Genomic DNA, 23624 nt, shown 5'->3' on the forward strand with positions numbered 1-23624 from the left:
GCCATGAACGACATCTACGCCCTCATGCGGCACTCCTGGGCAGGGCTCCGGGTGCTCATCGCCGCCACCCTCCTGCTCGGTCTCGGCTATCCGCTCCTCGTCACCGGCGTCGCCCAGGTCGCCTTCCCCTGGCAGGCCAACGGCTCGCTGGTGACGGCCGACGGGAGCCGCACCACCGACCCGTCCGAGGCCGCGGGGTCCGTCCTACTCGGGCAGGTCAGCGACGACTCTGCGCTGTTCTACCCGCGGCCCTCCGCCGCCGGTGACGGCTACGACACGATGTCCACCTACGGCTCCAACCTCGGTCCCGAGGAGCCGGCGCTGATCAAGGCGATCAAGGAGCGCAAGGCCGAGGTCGCCGCCCGCGAGGGCGTCACGGCCGACGAGGTGCCCGCCGACGCGGTCACCGCCTCCGCCTCCGGCCTCGACCCGCACATCTCCCCGGCCTACGCCTCGCTCCAGGTCGCTCGGGTGGCCGAGGCCAACGGCCTCCCGGAGGCGAAGGTGCGTGAGCTGGTCGAGGAGAGCACCGAGGGACGTACGGCGGGAGTGCTCGGAGAGGCGCGCGTCAACGTGCTCCTGCTCAACATCGCTGTGAAGCAGGCGGCACACTGATCCTCGTGAGCATCAGTCGCAGGGCGGAGACGCCGGCCGCGCCCAGGCGCGGCCGGCTCACCGTCTACCTCGGCGCGGCGCCGGGGGTGGGAAAGACGTACGCGATGCTGGGCGAGGCGAGACGGCGAGCGGCACGCGGGACGGACGTGGTCATCGGGTACGTGGAGACCCACGACCGCGTGCACACCACCGAGATGCTGGAGGGACTCGAGGTGATCCCGCGCCGGGAGATCGGCTACCGCGGGACGACGTTCACCGAACTCGACGTCGAGGCTGTGATCGCCCGCGACCCGAAGGTGGTCTGCATCGACGAGCTCGCGCACACCAACGTGCCCGGCAGCCGCCACACCAAACGGGCCCAGGACGTCGAGCAGATCCGGGCGGCCGGCATCGACGTGATCACCACCGTCAACATCCAGCACCTGGAGTCGCTCAACGACGAGGTCGAGCGGATCACCGGCGTACGTCAGCGGGAGACCGTGCCGGACGAGGTGGTCCGCACCGCCGACCAGATCCAGCTCGTCGACATGGCGCCCGACGCGCTGCGGCGGCGGATGGCGCACGGCAACATCTACAAGCCCGACAACATCGACGCGAGCCTGACCTCCTACTTCCGGGTCGGCAACCTGACCGCGCTGCGCGAGCTGGCGCTGCTGTGGCTGGCCGACCGGGTCGACGACGCTCTCGGCGACTACCGGCGCGAGCACCGGATCGAGCACCCGTGGCCGACCAAGGAGCGGATCGTGGTGGCGGTCACCGGTGGACCGGAGTCGGAGACGCTGCTGCGGCGGGCGGCCCGGCTCTGCCAGCGCGCGAAGGGGTCCGAGCTGCTGGCGGTGCATGTGGTCACCGCCGACGGACTGGCCCGTCCGGAGGCCGGGTCGATCGAGCGCGTCCAGGCGCTGACCGCGTCGCTCGGCGGCACCTTCCACAGCGTCGTCGGCGAGGACGCGGCCGCCGCCGTCGTCGACTTCGCCACCGGCGCCAACGCCACCATGATCATCGTCGGCGTCTCCCGTCACGGGCGGCTGCGCCGGCTCTTCACCGGCACCACCGGAGACCGGATCGCGGCCGCGGCCGGGTCGATCGACGTACACCTCGTCACCCACGACGAGATCGCCCGTGGGTCGCGGGTCCGTGGTGGCCTCGGCTCACCGCTCAGCCGCACCCGGCAGGTCCTGGGCTGGCTGTGCGCCGTGCTGGTGCCGCTCGGCCTGGTGTGGCTGCTCCACCACGACGGCATCGAGGGCCCGATCTCCGGCCAGCTTCCGCTGGCCAGCATGCTGCTGCTGGCCGCGACGGTCCTGGTCGCCATGATCGGTGGGAGGTGGCCGGCGGTGGTCGCCGCGCTCGCCGGGTTCGGACATCTGAACTGGTGGTTCACCCCGCCGGTGCACAAGGTCACCATCGCCGAGCCGCGCAACCTGGTGATGCTGGTGATCTTCGTGGCGGTCGCGGTCGGCGTCGCCACGGTCGTCGACCGCGCCTCGCGGCGCGCGGACGAGGCCCGCCAGGCCAGGGGAGAGGCGGCGACCATGGGGGCGCTGTCGCGCTCCGTGCTCACCGGCCAGGACACCGCCGAGGCGATCGTGAGCCGGGTGCGCGAGACGTTCGCCCAGCAGGCGGTGGTGCTGCTGGAGGAGACCCCGCAGGGGTGGGTGCGGATGGCGGGTGCCGGGATCGGCTATCCCGCGGAACCGGACCAGGGCGACGCCCAGGTCGCGGTCGACGAGACCCACGTGATCGTCCTGCGTGGCACCCCGCTGCGGGCACGCGACCGACGCGTCCTGGAGGCCTTCGCGCTCCAGACGTCGCTGGTCCTGGAGCATCGGCGGCTGCGTGACCAGGCCGATCGCGCGCTCGCCCTGGAGCGTGCGGAGCAGACCTCGACGGCGCTCCTCCGAGCGGTCTCCCACGACCTGCGTACGCCGCTGGCGACGATGCGCGCCGCCCTCGACGGCCTGCTCGTGGGCCGGGTGCCGGAGGAGGACCGCAAGGAGCTCGTCGAGTCGGCCGCCTCCTCCGCCGACCAGCTGGAGTCGCTGATCGACAACCTCCTCGACCTCTCCCGGGTCGAAGCGGGGCTGGTCCACCCCGCGATGCGGGACGTCAGCCTGGAGGAGTCGCTGCCGATGGCCGTCGCCGGCCTGCCCCCGGGCTCGATCGCCTTCGAGGTCGGCGAGGACACCCCGCTCGTACGCACCGACTCCGGCCTCCTGGAGCGCATCGTCGCCAACCTGGTGAGCAACGCCGTCCGGGTGTCGACCGGCGAGCCGGTGCGGGTCCTGGCGCACGAGACCCCGGAGACTGTGGAGGTGATGATCGTCGATCGTGGACCGGGCGTGCCCGAGGAGCAGCGGGAGCGGATGTTCGAGCCGTTCCAGCGGCTCGACGACACCTCGGCCGGCGGGCTGGGACTCGGCCTGGCGGTCGCCCGCGGACTCAGCGAGGCGCTCGGGATCAGGCTCACGGCCGAGGACACCCCGGGTGGGGGACTGACCATGGTCGTCGCGGTGCCGCGGGCGAGGAGCGCCCGATGAGCCGCGTACTCGTCGTCGATGACGAGCCTGCTCTGCTGCGGGCGCTCGCCATCAACCTTCGTGCCGCCGGCTGGGAGGTCGAGACCGCGACCGACGGGCGCTCGGCGCTCGCCGCCGTGGCGGCAACCCATCCCGATGTCGTGCTTCTCGACCTCGGGCTCCCCGACCTGGACGGCACCGAGGTGATCGAGGGGCTGCGGGGCTGGACCCAGGTGCCGGTGGTCGTGCTCTCCGCGCGCCAGCACGGTGACGACAAGGTCGAGGCGCTCGACCTGGGCGCCGACGACTACGTCACCAAGCCGTTCGCGATGAACGAGCTGATGGCGCGTCTGCGGGCGGCGGTCAGGCGCTCCCAGGAGTCCGCGCCGCCGGCCGCGACCACCCTGACCGTCGGTGACCTGGAGATCGACTTCGCCCGCAAGCGGGTGCACAAGGCGGGCTCGGACGTACGACTGACGCCGACCGAGTGGTCCTTCCTGGAGCTGCTCGCCCGCAACGTCGGCCGGCTGGTCCCACGCGACCAGATCCTCAAGGAGGTCTGGGGCCCCGCCTACGCGAAGGAGACCCACTACCTGCGCGTCTATGCCGCCCAGCTGCGCCGCAAGCTCGAGGACGACCCCTCGCACCCGCGCTACCTGGTCACCACCCCGGGGGTGGGTTACACCCTGGATCCGGGGGAGTAGAGCGAGGCCACGATCCCCAGGGCCAGGAGCAGCGCCAGGTGGCGCAGGTCGCTGGCGGCGAAGGTCAGCTGACCGCCGGTGTTGACCGCGAACCCGGTGACCAGGCCCCAGCCGGTCAACGCCAGCAGCAGGGCGTACGGCACGGTCAGGGTCAGCGCGGCACCGGTGCTCAGCGCGACCATGGTGATCAGCCAGGCCGAGGAGCCGACGCCGACGACGGTGAGGACCGCAGTGGCGACCAGCAGGACGGCGGCTGCCGCTGCGGCGCGTACCGCCGTGACCTTCTCCAGCAGCTCCATACCGCCAGCCTGCGCTCGTCATCAGGCTCCGGCGGGCGTCCGCACGCTTCCCTGACACCCGGCCCGCGGAATCTTGACGGAATCCTTACGCCTTCCCGCGGGGCTCGGATGACGCATCGGGGTCGATCGGGCTGAAGAATTGAAGCGTGACCGCAGTGACCACGGCGAGCAGCCTCCCGGGCGCTGCCGAACCCGCCGAGACCCACGAGAAGAAGCACCCGTGGTGGCGGGTGATGTGCCTGACCGGGGTCGACTACTTCTCGACGCTGGGCTACCAGCCGGGCATCGCGGCGCTCGCCGCCGGGCTACTCTCCCCGATCGCGACCCTGGTCCTGGTCGCGCTGACCCTGTTCGGCGCGCTTCCGGTCTACCGACGCGTCGCGGAGGAGAGCCCGCACGGCCAGGGCTCGATCGCGATGCTGGAACGGCTGCTGTCCCGCTGGGGCGGCAAGGCATTCGTGCTCGCCCTGCTCGGCTTCGCCGCGACCGACTTCATCATCACCATGACCCTCTCGGCCGCCGACGGCGCGGCGCACGTGGTGGAGAACCCGCTCTTCCCGTCCACCTGGGACGGGCACAACATGGTGATCACCCTGGTGCTGCTGGCCGCCCTGGCCGCGGTCTTCCTGAAGGGCTTCAGGGAGGCGATCGGCATCGCGGTCGCCCTGGTGGTCATCTACCTGACCCTCAACGCCATCGTGATCGTCGTCGGCCTCGTGCACGTGCTCAGCGACCCGAGCGTCTTCGCCCGCTGGAACGACGCGCTCTTCGTCGAGCACGGCGACATCACCACGATGATCGCCGTCTCGCTGCTGGTCTTCCCCAAGCTCGCCCTCGGGATGAGCGGTTTCGAGACCGGCGTCGCGGTGATGCCGCAGGTCAAGGGCGACGCGGGTGACACCGAGGAGGACCCCGCCGGCCGGATCCGGGGCACGAGGAAGCTGCTCACCACCGCCGCCCTGACGATGAGCGTGTTCCTCATCTCCTCCTCCTGGGTGACCACGCTGCTCATCCCGGCCGAGAAGTTCGAGGAGGGCGGCGAGGCCAACGGCCGGGCGCTGGCCTACCTCGCGCACGACTTTCTGGGCAGCGCGTTCGGGACGGCGTACGACATCTCGACGATCCTCATCCTGTGGTTCGCCGGAGCCTCGGCGATGGCCGGTCTGCTCAACCTGATCCCGCGCTACCTGCCGCGCTACGGGATGTCGCCGGAGTGGGCCGCCGCGACCCGGCCGCTGGTCGTCACGATCTCGGCGGCAGCGTTCCTGATCACCTGGATCTTCGACGCCGACGTGGACGCCCAGGGCGGGGCGTACGCGACGGGTGTGCTCGTGCTGATGCTGTCGGCCGCGGTGGCCGTGACCCTGGCCGCGCGCAAGGCCGGCCAGCGGGTCCGGGCGGTCCTGTTCGGCCTGATCGCGGCAGTGTTCGCCTACACCACGGTCTCCAACGTGATCGAGCGGCCCGACGGCGTCAAGATCGCCGCCTGCTTCATCGCCGCGATCATCGCGGTCTCGCTGATCTCCCGGATCATGCGCTCCTTCGAGCTGCGCGTGACCGGCGTCGAGCTGGACAAGAAGGCCAAGACGTTCCTGCGCGAGTGCGCTCGCCGCCAGATCCGGCTGATCGCCAACGAGCACGAGGGCACCGAGGGGCCGGAGGAGTACGAGGACAAGCTGACCCAGATCGTCGCCGACAACGACCTCGCCGACGAGACCGACCTCATCTTCGTCGAGGTGCTCGTGACCGACCCGTCCGACTTCGAAGGCACCCTGACGGTACGCGGCGAGGTGATCGGACGCCGCCGCGTGCTGCGCCTGGAGGCGCCGTCCGTGCCCAACGCGCTGGCCGCGACGCTGCTCCACGTTCGCGACGTCACCGGTGTGGTGCCGCACATCTACTTCGAGTGGACCGAGGGCAACCCGGTCACCAACCTGCTGCGGTTCCTGTTCATCGGGGTCGGCGAGGTCGCCCCGACCACCCGGGAGATCCTGCGGCGCGCCGAGCCGGACCGGACCCGGCGGCCGCACGTGCACGTGGGCTGAGTGGTCGGTCCGGGCTCAGCTCGGGGTGTTGATCATGAAGTTCGCCGCATGCTCGGCGTACGCCCAGAACTGTGCGTCCTGCTCGGGGGTGAGCCCGGCGGCGTCGAGGCCCTCGCGGAAGTGCTGGAGCCAGCGGTCGCGGGCCTCCGAGGTGACCTCGAACGGGGCGTGGCGCATCCTCAGCCGCGGGTGGCCGCGCTGCTCGGAGTAGGTCGTCGGGCCGCCCCAGTACTGGGCCAGGAAGAGCGTCAGCCGCTCCTGGGCCGGGCCGAGGTCCTCCTCGGGATACATCGGCCGCATCAGCTCGTCGGTCGCCACGCCCTCGTAGAACTTCGCCACGATCGTGCGGATGGTGTCCATCCCGCCGATCTCCTCATAGAACGTCACTTGAACCATTGTTCCACGCGGCCTTCCACGCTGCGTCCTCCGTGGGGCCGTGGCAGGATCGGGGGCGTACGCACACACACGATCTTTGGGAGATGAAGATGGCCACCACCCGCACCGCCACCACCGTCTGGGAGGGCTCCCTCTTCGAGGGCGCCGGCAAGGTGACGCTGGACTCCTCGGGCCTGGGGACGTACGACGTCACCTGGGTGGCCCGCTCGCAGGAGCCCAGCGGCAAGACCAGCCCGGAGGAGCTCATCGCCGCCGCTCACTCGTCCTGCTTCTCGATGGCCTTCTCGAACGGTCTCGCCGAGAACGGCACCCCGCCGACCAGCCTGGAGACCAGCGCCGAGGTCGAGTTCACCCCCGGCAAGGGCATCACTGGCATCAAGCTCACCACCCGCGGTGTGGTCGACGGCCTCGACAACGAGACCTTCGTCAGCCTCGCCGAGGCCGCCAAGGCCGGCTGCCCGGTCAGCCAGGCCCTCGCCGGCACCACGATCACCCTGGACGCCGCGCTCGCCTGAGCCCGCGACGACTCTGACGAAAGATGGTTGATGCCCGGCCTCGGCCGGGCATCAACCATCTCGTACGTCAGGCGTTGGCCTTCTGCTCCTGGGCAGCGGCGTCCTTCTCCTCGCGGTGCCAGATGACCCGCTGCGGGAAGGGGATCTCGATGCCCTCGTAGTCGAGACGGGCCTTGATCCGCTGCCGCATCTCGCGGGCGATCGCCCACTGCTTGAGCGGCAGGGTCTTGACGAGCACCCGCACGGTGATCGCATCGGCGGCGAGCGCCTCGACACCGGTGACCTCGGGCTCCTCGATGATCTGGCCCTTGAACTCCTCGTCGATCCACAGGTCGTGGGAGACCTCGCGGAGGACGCGCTGGACCTTGTTGAGGTCCTCGTTGTAGCCGACACCGACGTCGATGACGGCGCGGGCCCAGTTCTGGCTGTGGTTGCCGACGGTGAGGATCTCGCCGTTGGGGATGTACCAGACGGTGCCGTCGAGCGAGCGCAGCCGGGTGATCCGCAGGGTCACGGCCTCGACCGTGCCGCTGATGTTGTTGACCTCGATGCTGTCGCCGACGCCGTACTGGTCCTCGATGATCATGAAGATGCCGGACAGGTAGTCCCGCACCAGCGACTGGGCGCCGAAGCCGAGCGCCAGACCGACGATCCCGGCGGAGGCGATGATCGGGGCGATGTTGATGCCGAGCTCGGACAGGATCATGGTGGCGAAGACCGCGACCAGGACGCCGGTGACGACGCTCTTGAAGAGCGAGCCGATCGCCTGGGCGCGCTGGCTGCGGCGGGAGCTCGCGTGGATCTCCTCGCCCGCCTCGTGCATCCTGGTGATCTTCCCGGCCAGCGCCGGTGCCTCGACCGCGCGGTGGACGACCTTGTCGATCACCCGGTGAAGCACCCAGCGGAGCACGATGGCCAGCACGATCAGGCCGAGGATGCGCAGCGGGATGCCGATCACCCACTCGCCGAGCTTCGACCAGGAGACCGAGAGCAATGGAGGGTTCGGGGGAATGGACATGCGCTCCAGTATCCAACGCGGTCAAGGGCAGGTGCGAATCTCTGGGTGGGGATGGGGGCACACAGGTACGCCGGTTAGTATCTGCCCGTGAGCAACCAGATCCTGCGCCGCGCCGGCCTGCTCGGCGCCTCCGCCACCGCCGCCGTCGTCGCCTCTGTTGCTACCGCCGGCCCCGCCAGCGCCGAGGTTCCCAACGGCTGGCCGATCGCCGAGGACATGACCGCCTCCGGTCTGCTCCTGCTCATCCTGCTCATCCCGGTGATCCTGATGGTGGTCATCTCGCTCCTGGTGCTCCTGCCCGGCGTGCTCCGCGGCGAGGGGCTGCTCCCCAAGCCCCACAAGGCCGAGGACGACAACCTCCCCGCCGCGACGCACTGACCCTCGGGTCGCTCAGCTGAGACTGTTCACCTGAGGATGGCGAGCTTCTGGGTCGCCCGCGTCATCGCGACGTAGCGGTCCACCGCACCCTCGATCCCGGTCCCGTACGTCTCGGGCTCGATCAGCACGACCAGGTCGAACTCGAGCCCCTTGGCGTGCTCGGGGCTCAGGCGGCGTACCCGGCCCTCGTCGGTGTCGGGTGAGCCCGCGGCGATGACGCAGGCGATGCCTTCCGCGTTCTCGGCGAGCCAGGTGTCGAGGATCTCGTCGAGATCCGCCACGGGACCGTGGAGGACCGGGATGCCGGAGGCACGGATCGACGTGGGCACGTTGGCGTCGGGGAGCGCGGCCCGGATGACCGGCTCGGCCTCGGCCATCACCTCCTCGGGCGTGCGGTAGTTGATGCTCAGGCCGGCCATCTCGATCCGGTCCAGACCGACCCGCTCGAGCCGCTCCTGCCACGACTCGGTGAACCCGTGCCTCGCCTGGGCCCGGTCACCGACGATCGTGAAGCTGCGCGAGGGGCAGCGGCTGATCAGCATCTGCCACTCGGCGTCGGTCAGCTCCTGGGCCTCGTCGACGACGATGTGCGCGAACGGTCCGGCGTACGGGTCGAGCTCGTCGGGCTCGCGGACCGAGTCGTCCAGGAGCGCGGTGCGCACGTCCTGGCCGCGCAGCATCGACATCACCTTCATCTCGGAGTCGTCGTGGCTGATCAGGTCCGAGACGACCTCGGCCTTCGCCTTGCGGTCGGCCGCCGCGGCCGCCTTCTTGGCGCTCCGGCGCCGCGACGCGTCCGGGTCGCCGAGCCGGCGGTGGGCGGCGTCGAGCAGCGGCAGGTCCGCCTCGGTCCACGCCTGCCCGGCCTGAACAACCTGGTCGCGCTGCAGGTGCTTCACCTCCTCGGGCGTGAGCCACGGCGCGCACATCCGCAGGAACGCCGGCACCTCCCAGAGGTCCCCGACGATGTCGGCCGGCCGCAGCCGCGGCCAGACCTCGCCGAAGACGTCGAGGAGGCCTGCGTTGGTCTCCAGCGAGGCGCGAAGGGCGTCGACCGCGTCCTCGTCGACGAGCCCGTACGCGTCGAACTCGTCCTCCTCCTGGTCGGAGTCGCCCCAGTCGTCGAGATCGACGTCGGCGTCGTAGTCGCGGTCCGGGTCGCCGGCGCCGTTCGCCTGGATCTTGTCGGTCACGATCCTCAGCAGCGCGTCCCAGACCTGGTCGCGGGCGTCGTTGTGCGGCGTACCCTGCTCCGCCGCCGCGATCGCCTCGGCCCAGTCGCCGACGCTGATCACCGCGTCACCGTAGGGCGTCTCGACCAGCGTCGGCTTCGACGGCGGCTTCTCGTAGAGCGCGACCGCCGGCTCGATCGCCGCGACCATCCGGGCGTCGGCCTTGAGCCGGGCGACCTCCTGGTCGGTCTCCGGCAGCAGCGAGGCACCCTCCGGGATCATCCGCCGCAGCGTGGTGGTGCGTACGCCCTCCTCACCCAGGCTCGGCAGCACGTCCGCGACGTAGGAGAGATAGGGCTCGTGCGGTCCCACGAACAGCACCCCGCCCTTGCCCTCGCCCAGCCGCGGGTCGGAGTAGAGGAGGTACGCCGTGCGGTGCAGCGCCACCACGGTCTTCCCCGTCCCCGGGCCGCCGTCGACGACCAGGGCGCCTCGCGAGGACGCACGGATGATCGCGTCCTGGTCGGACTGGATCGTGCCGAGCACGTCGCGCATCCGCGGGGAGCGGCTGCTGCCGAGGGTGGCGATGAAGGCCGACTGGTCATCCAGCGCCGCATGCCCCTCGAGCCCCTCGGCGGTGAAGACCTCGTCCCAGTAGTCGGTGACCCGCCCGTTGGTCCAGCGGTAGCGACGCCGGCTCAGCAGCCCGCGCGGGTCGGCGTGCGTCGCGGCGAAGAACGGCGCCGCGGCCGGCGAGCGCCAGTCGACCAGCAGCCGCCTTCCGTCGCTGGCGGTCAGCCCGAGGCGCCCGATGTAGATCGTGTCGCCCGACTCGGTGACGATCCGGCCCAGACACAGGTCCAGGCTGAACCTGCGCAACATCCGTAGCTGCCCACCGATCCGGTGCACCTCCAGATCGCGGTCCATCGCCTCCTGCCCGTGACCGCCCGGCCGGCGGCGTACGTCGTCCAGCCGCTCGTTGAGCTCGGCGATCTGCTCCTCGAGGCTCTGCCCGATGGCGGCGAAGTGCCGCTCGTCATCGGCGATCAGTGCCGGGTCCGCCTTCGCATCGTGACGGCCCGCGAGATCGAATGCTTGCAACGTTGAATCCCCTGTCTGAACAGGCGCTTTACCTGTTCGAGGAGGAGATTCTGCCCCCATCCGGGGGGCTTGTTTCAAGCCCCTGGGTGCGCTATAAAGTTGTTAGTGGAAGGGAGAGTTTCTCCCTTCCATTCGTCGTTTTCAGGCGCCGAGCCGGCGCATCTTGACGCAAAACCCCGCCGAGTCGGCGCGTTCGAACGCGCCGACTCGGCGGGGATTGTGGTCAGGACGAGCCGACTCGGCGGCAGGCCTACTGCGCGTCGCGCTCCTGAGCGGCGAGGGCGCGGGCGACCTCGTCACGTCCCTCGCGCACGAACCGCTTGGCGGCGGGCTCGGCGGGGGAGGTCTCCAGCCACTTGTCGGCCTTCTCCAGGAGCTCGGGGGAGGCGGCCGGCTTCGGGAAGATGAACTCCAGCACCGTCGAGGCGCGGTGGGTGCCGAGGTGGTCCCAGAGGGTGTCGGCGGCCTCGAAGTAGCGGTCGACGTAGGGCGCCAGCACCTCGTCCTGTCCGCTGCGCTGGAACGAGAGCACGATCGAGCGGGCGGTCTCGTTGGCGACGTCGGTGCGGACGACGACCGCGTCCCAGGCCGCCGCCTTGGCCTCGGCGGTGGGCTGCGCGGCGCGGGCCGCAGCCGCCTTCTCCTGGCCGGAGATGGTGTTGTCGCGCTCGAGCTCGGCGTCGATCTCGGCCTCACCGAAGGTGCCCGAGGCGGCCAGGCCGGTGACCAGCGCCCAGCGCAGGTCCTGGTCGATCTCGAGACCGTCGTAGGCCAGGTCGCCGGAGAGCAGCGCCTGGAGGTCGGCGATCGCGGCCTCGGAGCGGGCAGCCGCGGCGTACGTCCGGGCGAAGGTCAGCTGGTGGTCGCTGCCCGGGGCGGCGCCCTCCAGCAGGCTCTTGAGCCCGCTCTCCCAGCGCGCCTTGAGGGCGTCGCGGTTGGCCGGGGCCGAGAACGAGTTGACCGCCTGGGCGGCGAAGACCGGGATCCGGGTGACGCCCCAGGCGTCGGTCTCCTGGCCGATGTTGGCGAGCACGAGCTCGACGAAGTCGCTGGCCCGCATCTCCGCGTCGCGGGTCATGTCCCAGGCCGCGCCCCAGATCAGCGCGCGCGAGAGCGAGTCGTCCAGCACCGACAGCGAGGACAGCGCGGTGGCCAGCGAGCGCTCGTCGAGCCGGATCTTGGCGTACGTCAGGTCGCCCTCGTTCAGCAGCAGCAGGTCGGGCTGCTTGACGCCGGCCAGCTGCGGGACCTCGGTCAGCTCACCGGTGACGTCGATCTCGAACGCGTCCCGGCGGACGAGCGAGCCGTCGACCAGGTCGTAGAGGCCGAGGCCGATGCGGTGGCGGCGGAGCGTCGGATAGTCGGCGGCAGCGCTCTGCTTGACCGCGAAGGCGGCGTAGGAGCCGTCCTCGGCGAGCGTGAACTCGGGGGCGAGGGTGTTGACGCCGGCGGTCTGCAGCCACTCCTGGGCCCAGCCCTGCAGCTCACGGCCGGAGGCGGCCTCGAGGTGGCGCAGCAGGTCCTTGAACTCGGAGTTCCCGTAGGCGAACTCCTTGAAGTAGGCCTTCAGGCCCTCCAGGAACGGCTCCAGCCCGACCCACGCCACCAGCTGCTTCAGGACGGAGGCGCCCTTGGCGTAGGTGATCATGTCGAAGTTGACCTCGACGGCCTGCAGGTCGTAGTTGTCCGCGGCGATCGGGTGGGTGGTGGGCAGCTGGTCCTGGCGGTAGCCGGTCTGCTTGCGCGCGTTGGTGAAGCCGGTCCAGGCGTCGGTGAACTCGGTCGCGTTGGCCTGGGCGTGGTAGCAGGCCCACTCGGCGAAGGACTCGTTGAGCCACAGGTCGTCCCACCACTTCATGGTGACCAGGTCGCCGAACCACATGTGCGCCATCTCGTGGAGGATCACCGAGGCGCGGAAGTCGTAGAAGGAGCGCGGCTGCTTGGAGCGCGGCAGGTATTCGTCGCGCAGCGTGATGGCGCCGGCGTTCTCCATCGCGCCCATGTTGTATTCCGGCACGTAGAGCTGGTCGTACTTCCCGAACGGGTAGGGGAAGTCGAAGGCGTCCTCGAAGAACTCGAAGCCCTGCTTGGTGATCTTCACGACCTCGTCGCGGTCGAGGTAGGGGACCAGCGACTGGCGGCAGTAGTGGCCCAGCGGGATCGTGCCGAACTTGCCCTCGTAGACGTCCTGGACCTCGTGGTACTCACCGGCGATCAGCGCGGTGATGTAGGTCGACATCTTCTTGGTGGGCTCGAAGTCCCAGGTCGCGCGGCCGTCGCCCAGCGGCTTCGGCTCGGGGGTGGCGGCGTTGGAGACGACCTTCCAGCCCTCGGGGGCGGTCACGTGGAAGGTGAAGACGGACTTGAGGTCGGGCTGCTCGAAGGTGGTGTAGACACGGCGGGCGTCGGGGACCTCGAACTGGGAGTAGAGGTAGACGCGGTCGTCGGCGGGGTCGACGAAGCGGTGCAGGCCCTCGCCGGTGTGGGAGTAGGTGCAGTCGGCCTTGACGACCAGCACGTTCTCGGCGGCGAGGCCGTCGAGCTGGATCCGGGAGTCCTGGTACGCAACCGCGGGGTCGAGCGCGACGCCGTTGAGGGTGATCTCGTGGACGGTCGCGTCGACGAGATCGGCGAAGGTCGAGGCGCCGGCCTCGGTGGAGGTGAAGGTGATCGTCGTCGTCGAGGCGAAGGTCTCGGGGCCCGTGGTGAGGTCGAGATCGATGTCGTACGAGAGGACGTCGAGCAGTGCGGCCCTAGCGGTGGCTTCGGCGCGCGTCAGATTGGTTCCAGGCATGCCTGGATCCTCTCATTCTGCCCGGATTTCGAGACATTTATATCGCGCTTGTTGCCCGTTCTTGGGAGTCGTTGAGCGTGGAAAGTAAAAATACAGTGTTGTAATTCCGACACACCGGTATCAATGGTTGACAACTTTCTCTAGGGTGCTCTTGTGCCCCTCAAGTCACAGAAACACCAGTATTCACAGGAGTCGCGCCGGGTGGGGAAGCCTGGCGGGGCGCTGCGCCGGACCTTGGTCACCGGCGCGGTTCTGCTGCTCGTCGGCCTCGGTGTACAAGTCATCCCTAAGTTGGCATCACCGGCGCACGCGGGCTCGATCACGCTCTGCTCCGGCTTCTCGGACTGCCGCAGCAAGGGCTATTCCACCGGTGGCTACGAGAGTGCGTGGGGAAGCATGTACTGGCGGATGTACGCCGGCCGGAACTGCACCAACTACGTCGCGTACCGGCTGATCCAGACCGGCCTGCCGAACTCCCGCCCCTGGTCGGGCGAGGGCAACGCGACCAACTGGGGCGTGGCGCTGAGCAACCTGACGAACCGGACGCCCACGGTCGGCTCCGTCGCCTGGTGGCACTCCTCGCACCCGAGCGCGAGCCGTTTCGGGCACGTCGCGATCGTCGAGCGGGTCGACTCGGACTCGATCACCATCTCGGAGTCCAACTACGGCAGCGACATCAGCTGGCGCCGGATCGGCAAGGGCTCGGTGAACTACCCGACCGGGTTCATCCACTTCAACGACAAGCGCCTCTCGGTCACCGAGCGGCCCACGGTCGAAGGGACCGCGCAGGTCGGCAAGGCGGTCACCGTCAACACCGGCTCGTGGAGCCCGAACCCGAACAAGATCCGCTACCAGTGGATCGTCGACAAGAAGCCGATCCCGGGTGCGACCAACAAGACCTTCCGCATCCCCGGCAACCTCGCCGGCAAGCAGATCGCGGCCGTGCTCACCGGCACCCGCCGCGACTACAGCCAGGCCAAGACGATGAGCGAGATCCTGCCGCCGATCAAGCAGGGCACGTTCAAGGTGCTGAAGCAACCGACGATCAGCGGCACCCAGAAGGTCGGCGCCACGATCTCCGTCGGCGGAGCGGACTACGAGCCGTCGGCCAAGATCGGCGAGGTCAGGTGGTACGCCGACAAGACCCTGATCACGCGCACCAAGTCCCGCTTCCTGAAGGTGCCCGCATCGGCCTCGGGGAAGAGGATCGGCGCGGTCGTCGTCGGTGTCCAGGAGGGCTACCGCTCGAAGGGGTCCTACGCCTTCGCCGACACCCTCGTCGGTGGCGGCAAGGCTCCGGAGCAGCCGGCCGAGCCGCCGCCCGGCGGCACGCTCGCTCAGACGGCAGCCGGCTTCGTGAAGGGCGGCACCCGTCTCGGCGGCCTGATGCAGGTCGACCCGGGCAGCTTCAGCGAGGACGTCGACCTCTCCTACCAGTGGACCCGTGAGGACACGCCGATCTCCGGGGCGACGACCGAGAAGTACCATCCGACGGAGGCCGACGTCGGCCACCGCCTCAGCGTCACCGTGGTGGCCCGGTCCGGCAGCGGCGAGACGCTGACCAAGACGTACGGCCCCAGCGGCCGCGTCCGGGTCAAGCCGAACGTCCAGGTCACCGCGACCGGAGGCGACGGGCAGGCGGAGGTCGCCGTCAAGGTCACCGCCCCCGGCTACCTGCCGACCGGGACGGTCAAGATCACGACCAACGGCGGACGTACGGTCACCAAGACGCTCAGCGGTGGAGCGGCCGGGGTCACGTTCGTCAAGCTCCCCGAGGGGGAGTACGCCGTCACCGCCGCCTACGGCGGCGACGAGGTCGCCTACTGGGCCAGCGGGGGTGACTTCACCACCGTCAGGTGACGGCAGGAACAGATTCACGGCGGGGGTGGTTCAGTGTGGATATGACACAGACCACCCCCGCTGCGCCGTCCGAGAAGACCTCCGAGAAGACCGCCGCCGACTTCTGGTTCGACCCCGCCTGTCCGTTCGCCTGGATCACCTCGCGCTGGATCCTCGAGGTCGAGAAGGTGCGTGATGTCGAGGTGACCTGGCACATCATGAGCCTGGCGTACCTCAACCAGGACAAGGACATCCCGCAGGAGTACCGCGACTTCCTCTCCACCGCGTGGGGCCCGGTGCGGGTCTGCATGGCGGTGCAGAACGAGTACGGCCAGGAGAAGCTGGCCGAGATCTACACCGCGCTGGGCACCCGTCGTCACGTCGAGGGCCGCGACTTCGACCGCGCGCTGATCGAGGAGGCGCTGGCCTCGGTCGGGCTGCCGATCGAGCTGGCCGACGCGATGGACGACTCCGGCTACGACGAGGCGATCGCGAAGTCCCACCACGAGGGCATGGACCAGGTCGGCAACGACGTCGGCACCCCGACGATCGCGATGAACGGCTCGGCCTTCTTCGGCCCGGTCATCTCCAAGGCGCCGAAGGGCGAGGAGGCCGGGAAGCTCTGGGACGGGTTCCAGCTGATCACCGCCTACCCCTACGTCTACGAGCTCAAGCGCGCCCGGGTCCACGACCTCGACTTCAGCTGAGGACGCTGCCTACCGAGGACGCTCGATTTGAGGTCGCCGGCGGGTTCGGGCGGTGGGACCATCGCATATGACCCTGACCGTATTGCGTCGCCCGCTGGCGCTGACTCTGTCGCTGGCCGCCCTCGTGGCCGGCTCGGCCGCCTGCGGCGGCACTGCATCCTCGGGCAAGGACACGTCGTACGCCGACGAGTCCCCCAAGAAGATCCTCGCCGACGCGAAGGCGTCGATGAGCTCGCTGGAGTCGGTCCATCTCTCGGGGACCGGCCTCGACGACGGCGCCGAGATGACGATCGACATGACCGTCTCCACGGCGGGCGACTGCACCGGCACCATCGGTACGCCCGACGGGGAGATGACGCTGCTCGTCGTCGGAGGCAAGGCCTGGTTCAAGGCCGACCGGGCGTTCTGGAAGGCCAACGCCGGTAGCGACGCCGATGCCGTCCTCGCGATGGTGGGGAAGAAGTGGGTCGTCGGTGGCGACGACCTCGGCGACCTCACCGGGCTGTGCGACTGGGACGAGCTCTCCGACGAGTTCCTCGAGCTGCTGGTCCCGAGCACCATCGAGGGCCTGACGATCAAGAAGTCGAAGGACCAGGTCGACGGGCAGCCGGTGATCAAGCTCGAGGACCGCAGCAGCGAGCAGGGCACGATCTATGTCCGGGCCGAGGAGCCCCACTACGTCGTCAAGGTGTCCAACACCGGCAAGGACGCCGCCGACGTGGTCTTCAGCGCCTTCGACGAGCCCACCGAGATCGTCGCGCCGAAGCCCCGTCAGCAGATCGACTTCGACAACATGGAGTAGTCGGGGATCGGGTGGTGACGGGTCGGCAGCCGAAGACGTACGTTGGCTTCATGGCGACTGACGAGGCAGGAATCCTCTCGAGGGCGCTCGACCAGACCGGCGACCTGCTCGACCGGGTGCACGCCGAGAGCGTCTCGCGGCCGACGCCGTGCGAGCAGTGGGACGTCGGCGCGCTGGCGGACCACGTGATCGCCGACGCGACCAATTTCGTCACGATGCTGCACGGTGGGGAGCCCGACTGGGGCGCGCCGTCACCGCACGTCAGCGAGAGCTGGGGGCCGAGGTTCCGGGTCGGCGCCGACGACGTGCTCCACGCCTGGGACCAGGGGCCCGGCGCGACCGACGGGGAGGGCGGCCCGGCGGTGCCGGTCGGCCTGCTCGTCGCCGAGTACGCCACCCACTCCTGGGACCTCGCCACGGCGCTCGGCGTCCCGTCCACCGAGCTCGATCCGGAGCTGGCCGAGGTCGCGCTGGACTTCATGAAGGCGACCCTGAAGCCGGAGATGCGCACGGGCGCCTTCCAGCCCGAGGTGGCTGCGCCCGAGGGCGCCGGGGCCTACGAGCGGCTGGCTGCTTTCGCGGGACGCAGGCCCGCCTGAGACCATGGTCGTGTGGTTGACCAGATGGGAGTGTTCGCGCTGCAGCGGGCACTGACGCAGGCAGCAGAGCTTCTCGACACCGTCACGGCGGACGACCTGACCCGGCCGACACCGTGTCCGGAGTGGGATCTGCGCAAGCTCGCCAACCACATGATCGCCCAGCCGCGCGTCTTCGTGACGATGCTCCAGGGCTCCCCGCCCGGATGGGACGGGCGTGAGGACTATGCGGTCAACCTCGGCGAGGAGCTGCGCACCCGGGGCAACGCGCTGATCAACCTGTGGCGCGAGGTGGGCCCTGACGACATGGTGATGGTCGACCCCGACTGGCAGTCGGCCGAGATCGCGGTCCACACCTGGGACCTGTGCGCCGCGCTCGACCGGCCGACCGACGGCCTCGACGAGGCGGTCGCCCAGCGGGCGGTCGTCGCGATGGACCGCATCCTCGGGCCGGAGCGCAAGGGGCGGGCCTTCGTCAACGCGCTCTCGGCCCCGGAGGGGGCGGGTGCGTACGAGCACCTGGCTGCGTACGCCGGACGGCCGGTGCCGTTCGTCGTGAGCTCCTGAACGGGCGCGGCCTCAGTAGTCACAGAGGTCCCAGACGACACACCGAACACAGGGGTTTGCGGCATGTCGGGCCGTTGATTCTCCAAAATCAAGGGTATGGCCCGCTTCCCCCGCGTCATCACCGTGACCCTGACCGCTGTCGTTCTCGGCGCGTCGATGCTCGTCCCTGCCATCGGGTCGTCGATGGATCCTGCGGCCGCCCAGAACGACGACCAGCTGATCAAGCTGCCGCGTCTCGAGGACGGCATCGCCACCCGTGACGTGAAGCTGCCGCCGAGGCTGACCGAGCGGTCGGCCGGCGCGGCTGCGACGGAGAAGCTGCGGACCACGACCTTCTCGATGGTCGGGGTGTCCTGGTCCGGGGCGGAGACGCCCACGGTCGAGATGCGGGTGAGCAAGTCCGACACGTGGCGCGACTGGCAGGAGCTGCCGCTGCAGGAGGACCTCCCCGACGGAGCCGAGGAGACCTTCGCCGCGCGCGGCAAGGTCGAGCGCCGGGGCACCCAGCCGGTGTGGACCGGCCGGGCCAGCGGTGTCCAGGTGCGGGTCGCGGGCGCGCAGCCCAAGGACCTGAAGCTGACCCTGATCAACACCGGGCCGCAGGAGGACGTCAAGGCTCCGAAGAACGCCGACGAGGACCCGGGCTACGGCAGCGCGTCCGACGGCAGTGCCGCGAACGGCCGGGTCGCGCGATCGCGACCGCGGTGGGCGCCCAAGCCGACGATCTTCACCCGGGCGCAGTGGGGCGCCAACAACTCCTGGCGCAACGGCCGCCCGGAGTACAACTCCTCGCTCAAGCAGGTCCACATCCACCACACCGCCACGAGCAACAACTACTCCAAGGGCGACGTGCCGGGGATCATCCGCGGCATCTACAGCTATCACACCAGGTCACTGGGGTGGTTCGACATCGCCTACAACTTCCTCATCGACAAGTACGGCCGCGCCTGGGAGGGCCGCTCCGGCGGCATCGACCGGCTGGTCAAGGGTGCCCACACGCGCGGCTTCAACCACCAGTCGATGGGCATCGCCCTGATCGGCAACTTCGAGCACGTACGTCCCACCGACGACGCCCTCATCAAGACCGAGCGGATGGCGGCCTGGAAGCTCGACATGGCCGGCCGCGACGAGCGCGGCACGCTCGAGACGATCTCCCAGGGCAGCGACCGGTTCCCGTCGGGGCGGCGGGTGCGGGTCTGGGTCATCGACGGCCACTTCCACACCAACGAGACCTCCTGCCCGGGCGCCCAGCTCGCCAAGTGGCTGCCGTGGATCCGGAAGTACGCCTACAAGCGCGACCAGATGTTCAACTGAGGCGGCGGCGAATAAAACAAGTGGCACCTGCTCACTAGGATGCTGCCCATGAGCAATGTTCTGTCCGCAGTCGCCTGGCCGTACGCAAACGGCCCGCGCCACATCGGCCACGTGGCCGGTTTCGGCGTGCCCTCCGACGTCTTCAGTCGGTACATGCGGATGGCGGGTCACGACGTGCTCATGGTCTCCGGCTCCGACGAGCACGGCACCCCGATCCTGATCGCCGCCGACGAGGCCGGCGTGACCCCCCAGGAGCTCGTCGACAAGAACCACCGGATCATCGTCGAGGACCTGACCTCGCTCGGCCTGACCTACGACCTCTACACCCGCACCACCTCGGCCAACCACCACTCGGTGGTGCAGGAGCTGTTCCTCGGGGTCTACAACAACGGCTACTTCGTCGAGCAGACCTCCAAGGGCGCGATCTCGCCGTCGACCGGCCGGACCCTGCCGGACCGCTACATCGAGGGCACCTGCCCGATCTGTGGGTACGACGGTGCCCGCGGTGACCAGTGCGACAACTGCGGCAACCAGCTCGACCCGGACCAGCTGATCAACCCCGTCTCCAAGATCAACGGCGAGACCCCGGAGTTCATCGAGACCCAGCACTACTTCCTCGACCTGCCGGCACTCGCCGAGGCGCTGCACGCCTACCTCGACGAGCGCGAGCAGACCGGTCTGTGGCGTCCCAACGTCATCCGGTTCAGCCAGAACATCCTCAAGGAGATCCGCCCGCGCGCGATGACGCGCGACATCGACTGGGGCATCCGGATCCCGCTCGACGGGTGGCGCGAGAACCCGACCAAGCGGATGTACGTCTGGTTCGACGCGGTCATCGGCTACCTGTCCGCCTCGATCGAGTGGGCCCGGCGCTCCGGGAACCCCGAGGCCTGGCGAGCCTGGTGGAACGACCCGGAGGCGCTGTCCTACTACTTCATGGGCAAGGACAACATCGTCTTCCACGCCCAGATCTGGCCGGCCGAGCTGCTCGCCTACAACGGTCAGGGTTCGAAGGGCGGCCAGCCGGGGGCGTACGACACCCTCAACCTGCCGACCGAGGTCGTCTCCAGCGAGTTCCTGACGATGGAGGGCAAGAAGTTCTCCTCCTCGAAGAAGATCGTGATCTACGTGCGCGACCTGCTCTCGCGCTACCAGCCCGACGCGTTCCGCTACTTCGTGGCCGCCGCCGGCCCCGAGTCGAACGACTCCGACTTCACCTGGGCCGAGTTCGTGCGGCGTACGAACGACGAGCTCGTCGCCGGCTGGGGCAACCTGGTCAACCGCACCGCCACCCTGATCGCGAAGAACTTCGGCGAGCTGCCCGCTGCCGGGACGCTGACCGAGGCGGACCAGGCGATCCTGGACACCGTCGGTGGCGCGTTCGCCACGGTCGGTGACCTGATCGGCCGCCACCGGCAGAAGCAGGCGATCGGCGAGGCGATGCGGGCCGTCGGCGAGGTCAACAAGTACGTCACCGACCTCGAGCCGTGGAAGCTCGCCAAGGCTCCCGAGGACCGCGAGCGGCTCGGCACCGTGCTGCACGTGATGGCGCAGTGCGTCGCCGACCTCAACCTGATCCTGTCGCCGTTCCTGCCGTTCTCCGCCAACGAGATCGACAAGGCCCTCGGCGGCAAGGGTGAGGTGGCCCCGATGCCCCACATCGAAGAGGTCGAGGACCTCGACACCGGCAAGGCCTACCCGATCATCACCGGCGACTACTCCGGCGCGCCCTCGTGGCAGCGCCACCCGATCGTCGTCGGCACCCCGGTCTCGAAGCCCACGCCGGTCTTCCAGAAGCTGGACACCGCGATCGTCGACGAGGAGCTCGACCGCCTCGGCATCGAGCCGTGACCCGGGTCGTTGCGCTCCTCGGCGACGACCGAGGACACCGCAGCCATCAGGAGCTCAACGCGCTGCGGCCGCAGCTGGCCGAGCTCGGGGTCGAGACGGAGTGGGTGCCGACCGACTCCGGGTTCGAGATCTCGACCTACGACGGGGTCTGGCTGGTTCCCGGCTCGCCCTACGCCTCCGACGCCGCGGTGATGGCTGCCCTCACCGTGGTGCGGGAGCGGGGGATCCCGTTCCTCGGGGTGTGCGGCGGGATGCAGTACGCGGTGCTGGAGTGGACCCGCAACGTACTCGGCTCCGCGGCGACCCACGCCGAGTCCGACGGCGCCGGCGACGACAACGCGGTCGCCGCGCTCGCCTGCTCGCTCTACGGCGAGGAGCGGCTGGTGACGCCCGTGCCCGGCACGCGGTTCGACGGTTGGCAGCCGGAGCCGTTCGTCGGGATGCACTTCTGCAACTACGCCCCGACCGCCGAGGCGATCGCCGCGCTGGAGAAGGCCGGCGTCGTGATCGGCGCCACCGCGGACGACGCCGGCGCGGAGGTCCTGGAGTTCCCGGACCACCCGTTCTACGTCACCAGCATGTTCCAGCCCCACATCGGTGCCCTCGCCGGCGCCCCGGTCCACCCGCTCGTGCGCGCGTTCGTGAGCGCGGTCGCCGCACGACGATGAGCGTCACGCTCCAGTTCCACCCCGACTGGCCGTACGCGGGCGGGCTGGTGATCGAGTCGCTGGCACGAGACGGAACGTACCGCTCGCAGTTCGAGACCGGGACGTCGAACGGCGGCTTGACCGCGCATCCGGGCGGGGACCGGTGGTGGTGGGAGAGCCGACTCTTCGGCGGGCGCTACGACGAGGCGCCGGCCGCCGACCGCCCGGTCTACGGAGCCTGGAACCGCCGTCGGGATCCGTACGGCGGCGCGATCCGGTTCGGGTCGGCCCACCTCCGGCTTCGTGCCGAGGTGCTGGAGCGGTGCACCTTCTGCTTCCCCGACTCGGTCCTCGAGCCGACGGACTTCGGCGGTCAGGAGATGCTGCCGCACCTGTCCGCGATGGCCGACGCCTCCGGTTTCGACGCCCTCGACGAGTGCGTCGAGGCGCACGTGCACGGCGGCGTCGTCATCGAGCGGGACGTCGAGGCGGTCGTGCTCGACCCCTGCTTCCGGAACACGTCGGTCGAGGCCGCGGCCGCCGACCTCGGCTGCGCGGTGGAGTGGCATCCCGGGTTCCGGGTCGCCACCGATGGCCTCGATCCGAGCTACCGCGGTCAGGAGTACGTCGACCTGGCACGGTCGCTGGGTGACGTACTCACGCCCGATGTTCTCGGGGACGCCGCGCGGTCGGGCGACCATGACCCGCAGTCCGTCAAGCGGGTCTGGCACTACCTGGCGAGGTTCGGAAGGTCCACGGCGGCGGCGTAGCGCTTCGCGAGGATCTCGAGGTGGTCGCGGAGCTCCGGGGGTGACTCGACGGTGAAGTCGAGGCCGAGCATGCCGATCCAGACGGCCACGACCTCGAGGCTGTCGCCGCCGGTGACCAGGACGCTGCGGTCGGGAGCGATCGGCTCGACGGTGCCGACGGCGGGGTTGATGCGGGAGATGACCTCCTCGGCGGAGGCGGCGATGACCAGGCGGGCGTGGACGGCCCAGCCGGTGCGGGCGACCTCGCGTACGACGAACTCGGTGAGGTCGAACCCCGGGGCAGCCGGACGGAACGGGCGGCCGCCGGGGACCTTGAGCCGCAGCCAGTCGACCCGCAGCGGCGTCCAGGTGTCGGTGCGCGGGTCACGGGCGACGAGATACCAGCGGCGCTGCCAGGAGACCAGCCGGTAGGGCTCGACCTCGATCGGCTCGTCGCGGTAGTCGGCGCGTACGCCCTGACCGTCGCGGATCGCGGTGGCCAGAGCCTGCAGTGTGCCGGCGTCGACGTCCGGGTCGGGGACGTTGCTGTCGGTGTTGACCGGACCGGCCTCCATGGCGTCGACCACCGCGGCCAGCTTGCGGCGCAGGTGGTCGGGGAGCACCTGGTCGAGCTTGGCGAGCGCCCGGGCGCTGGTCTCGGCCACACCGGCGATGCCGGTGGCGGCCCGGAGCCCGACGGCCACCGCGACCGCCTCCTCGTCGTCGAGGAGGAGAGGCGGGAGGTTGCCACCGGTGCCGAGCCGGTAGCGCCCGCCGGGGCCGCGCACCGACTCCACCGGGTAGCCGAGGTCGCGGAGCTTGGTCATGTCGTTGCGCACGGTGCGCTCGGAGACGTCGAGCCGGGTGGCCAGGTCGGCGCCGGTCCAGCCGGCCGAGGACTGCAGCAGGCCGAGCAGCGCCAGGAGTCGCGCGGAGGTTTCCAGCACGGGCTCAGCGTGCTTCAAAAAAGATTCTCGGGCCAGCGAAATTGCGGAA

General features: G+C 69.8%; 21 protein-coding genes. 15 read left to right on the forward strand and 6 right to left on the reverse strand.

Annotated features, from left to right (window positions below; genetic code table 11):
- Positions 1-3: 3 nt before the first annotated feature.
- From kdpC to UG56_RS10510, 3 genes are read left to right on the forward strand one after another with little or no spacing between them, the layout of a single operon-like run.
- Entirely contained in the window at positions 4-615 is a 612-nt protein-coding gene (gene kdpC / locus UG56_RS10500) for a potassium-transporting ATPase subunit KdpC (protein ID WP_045547320.1), read from the forward strand.
- A 5-nt stretch (positions 616-620) separates the two neighbouring features.
- Complete coding sequence (locus tag UG56_RS10505; RefSeq protein WP_071327018.1) at positions 621-3155, forward strand: DUF4118 domain-containing protein; 2535 nt, start codon at positions 621-623, stop codon at positions 3153-3155.
- Positions 3152-3838: a response regulator transcription factor gene (locus UG56_RS10510; protein ID WP_045547321.1), complete on the forward strand. Its 687-nt coding sequence runs from the start codon at positions 3152-3154 to the stop codon at positions 3836-3838. The genes UG56_RS10505 and UG56_RS10510 overlap by 4 nt, the downstream gene beginning before the upstream one ends.
- Here the strand turns inward: UG56_RS10510 and UG56_RS10515 are convergent.
- A complete protein-coding gene (locus tag UG56_RS10515; protein WP_045547322.1) occupies positions 3814-4137 on the reverse strand; it encodes a hypothetical protein in 324 nt (107 codons plus the stop codon). The genes UG56_RS10510 and UG56_RS10515 overlap by 25 nt on opposite strands.
- A 146-nt stretch (positions 4138-4283) precedes the next feature.
- On the opposite strand from UG56_RS10515, the gene UG56_RS10520 reads away from it, so the two are divergent.
- Positions 4284-6182, forward strand: a complete 1899-nt coding sequence (locus UG56_RS10520; RefSeq protein ID WP_045547323.1) for an amino acid transporter — start codon at positions 4284-4286, stop codon at positions 6180-6182.
- Between the two features lie 15 nt (positions 6183-6197).
- Here the strand turns inward: UG56_RS10520 and UG56_RS10525 are convergent, their stop codons facing one another.
- Complete coding sequence (locus UG56_RS10525; protein WP_008363455.1) at positions 6198-6578, reverse strand: globin; 381 nt, start codon at positions 6576-6578, stop codon at positions 6198-6200.
- Positions 6579-6667: 89 nt separating this feature from the next.
- On the opposite strand from UG56_RS10525, the gene UG56_RS10530 reads away from it, so the two are divergent.
- Positions 6668-7093, forward strand: coding sequence for an OsmC family peroxiredoxin (locus tag UG56_RS10530; protein ID WP_045547355.1), 426 nt, complete (start codon positions 6668-6670; stop codon positions 7091-7093).
- A 67-nt stretch (positions 7094-7160) separates the two neighbouring features.
- Here UG56_RS10530 and UG56_RS10535 read toward each other — a convergent pair whose 3' ends face one another.
- Entirely contained in the window at positions 7161-8111 is a 951-nt protein-coding gene (locus UG56_RS10535) for a mechanosensitive ion channel family protein (RefSeq protein WP_045547324.1), read from the reverse strand.
- Positions 8112-8198: 87 nt separating this feature from the next.
- On the opposite strand from UG56_RS10535, the gene UG56_RS10540 reads away from it, so the two are divergent.
- Positions 8199-8489, forward strand: a complete 291-nt coding sequence (locus UG56_RS10540) for a hypothetical protein (protein WP_045547325.1) — start codon at positions 8199-8201, stop codon at positions 8487-8489.
- A gap of 26 nt (positions 8490-8515) precedes the next feature.
- Here UG56_RS10540 and helR read toward each other — a convergent pair whose 3' ends face one another.
- Together helR and pepN are read right to left on the reverse strand one after the other, a co-directional pair.
- The gene (gene helR, locus UG56_RS10545) at positions 8516-10762 is read right to left on the reverse strand and encodes an RNA polymerase recycling motor ATPase HelR (RefSeq protein ID WP_045547326.1); all 2247 of its coding nucleotides are present in this window, start codon (positions 10760-10762) and stop codon (positions 8516-8518) included.
- 250 nt (positions 10763-11012) lie between these two features.
- Positions 11013-13556, reverse strand: a complete 2544-nt coding sequence (gene pepN, locus UG56_RS10550) for an aminopeptidase N (RefSeq protein WP_045547327.1) — start codon at positions 13554-13556, stop codon at positions 11013-11015.
- 201 nt (positions 13557-13757) lie between these two features.
- Here pepN and UG56_RS10555 point away from each other — a divergent pair, with 201 nt between their 5' ends.
- The 9 genes from UG56_RS10555 (at position 13758) to UG56_RS10595 (ending at position 22649) form a co-directional block, all read left to right on the forward strand.
- Positions 13758-15416, forward strand: a complete 1659-nt coding sequence (locus tag UG56_RS10555) for a CHAP domain-containing protein (RefSeq protein WP_045547328.1) — start codon at positions 13758-13760, stop codon at positions 15414-15416.
- A gap of 41 nt (positions 15417-15457) precedes the next feature.
- The gene (locus UG56_RS10560) at positions 15458-16102 is read left to right on the forward strand and encodes a mycothiol-dependent nitroreductase Rv2466c family protein (RefSeq protein WP_045547329.1); all 645 of its coding nucleotides are present in this window, start codon (positions 15458-15460) and stop codon (positions 16100-16102) included.
- Positions 16103-16169: 67 nt separating this feature from the next.
- The gene (locus UG56_RS10565; RefSeq protein WP_052693206.1) at positions 16170-16904 is read left to right on the forward strand and encodes a hypothetical protein; all 735 of its coding nucleotides are present in this window, start codon (positions 16170-16172) and stop codon (positions 16902-16904) included.
- Between the two features lie 50 nt (positions 16905-16954).
- On the forward strand, positions 16955-17503 hold the full coding sequence (locus UG56_RS10570) for a TIGR03086 family metal-binding protein (RefSeq protein WP_045547357.1): 549 nt from the start codon (positions 16955-16957) through the stop codon (positions 17501-17503).
- 12 nt (positions 17504-17515) lie between these two features.
- On the forward strand, positions 17516-18067 hold the full coding sequence (locus tag UG56_RS10575) for a maleylpyruvate isomerase family mycothiol-dependent enzyme (protein ID WP_256206547.1): 552 nt from the start codon (positions 17516-17518) through the stop codon (positions 18065-18067).
- A 96-nt stretch (positions 18068-18163) separates the two neighbouring features.
- On the forward strand, positions 18164-19381 hold the full coding sequence (locus tag UG56_RS10580) for a peptidoglycan recognition protein family protein (protein WP_052693208.1): 1218 nt from the start codon (positions 18164-18166) through the stop codon (positions 19379-19381).
- Positions 19382-19429: 48 nt separating this feature from the next.
- Complete coding sequence (gene metG / locus UG56_RS10585; protein ID WP_045547331.1) at positions 19430-21232, forward strand: methionine--tRNA ligase; 1803 nt, start codon at positions 19430-19432, stop codon at positions 21230-21232.
- Positions 21229-21900, forward strand: a complete 672-nt coding sequence (locus tag UG56_RS10590; RefSeq protein ID WP_045547332.1) for a glutamine amidotransferase-related protein — start codon at positions 21229-21231, stop codon at positions 21898-21900. The genes metG and UG56_RS10590 overlap by 4 nt, the downstream gene beginning before the upstream one ends.
- Positions 21897-22649, forward strand: a complete 753-nt coding sequence (locus UG56_RS10595; protein WP_045547333.1) for a DUF3626 domain-containing protein — start codon at positions 21897-21899, stop codon at positions 22647-22649. The genes UG56_RS10590 and UG56_RS10595 overlap by 4 nt, the downstream gene beginning before the upstream one ends.
- Here the strand turns inward: UG56_RS10595 and UG56_RS10600 are convergent.
- Positions 22610-23575: a helix-turn-helix transcriptional regulator gene (locus tag UG56_RS10600; protein ID WP_045547359.1), complete on the reverse strand. Its 966-nt coding sequence runs from the start codon at positions 23573-23575 to the stop codon at positions 22610-22612. The two genes, UG56_RS10595 and UG56_RS10600, sit on opposite strands and share 40 nt — an antisense overlap.
- Between the last annotated feature and the right edge of the window lie 49 nt (positions 23576-23624).

This window comes from Nocardioides luteus (genome assembly GCF_000960475.2).
In the GTDB taxonomy this organism is placed as follows: Bacteria; Actinomycetota; Actinomycetes; order Propionibacteriales; family Nocardioidaceae; genus Nocardioides; species Nocardioides luteus_A.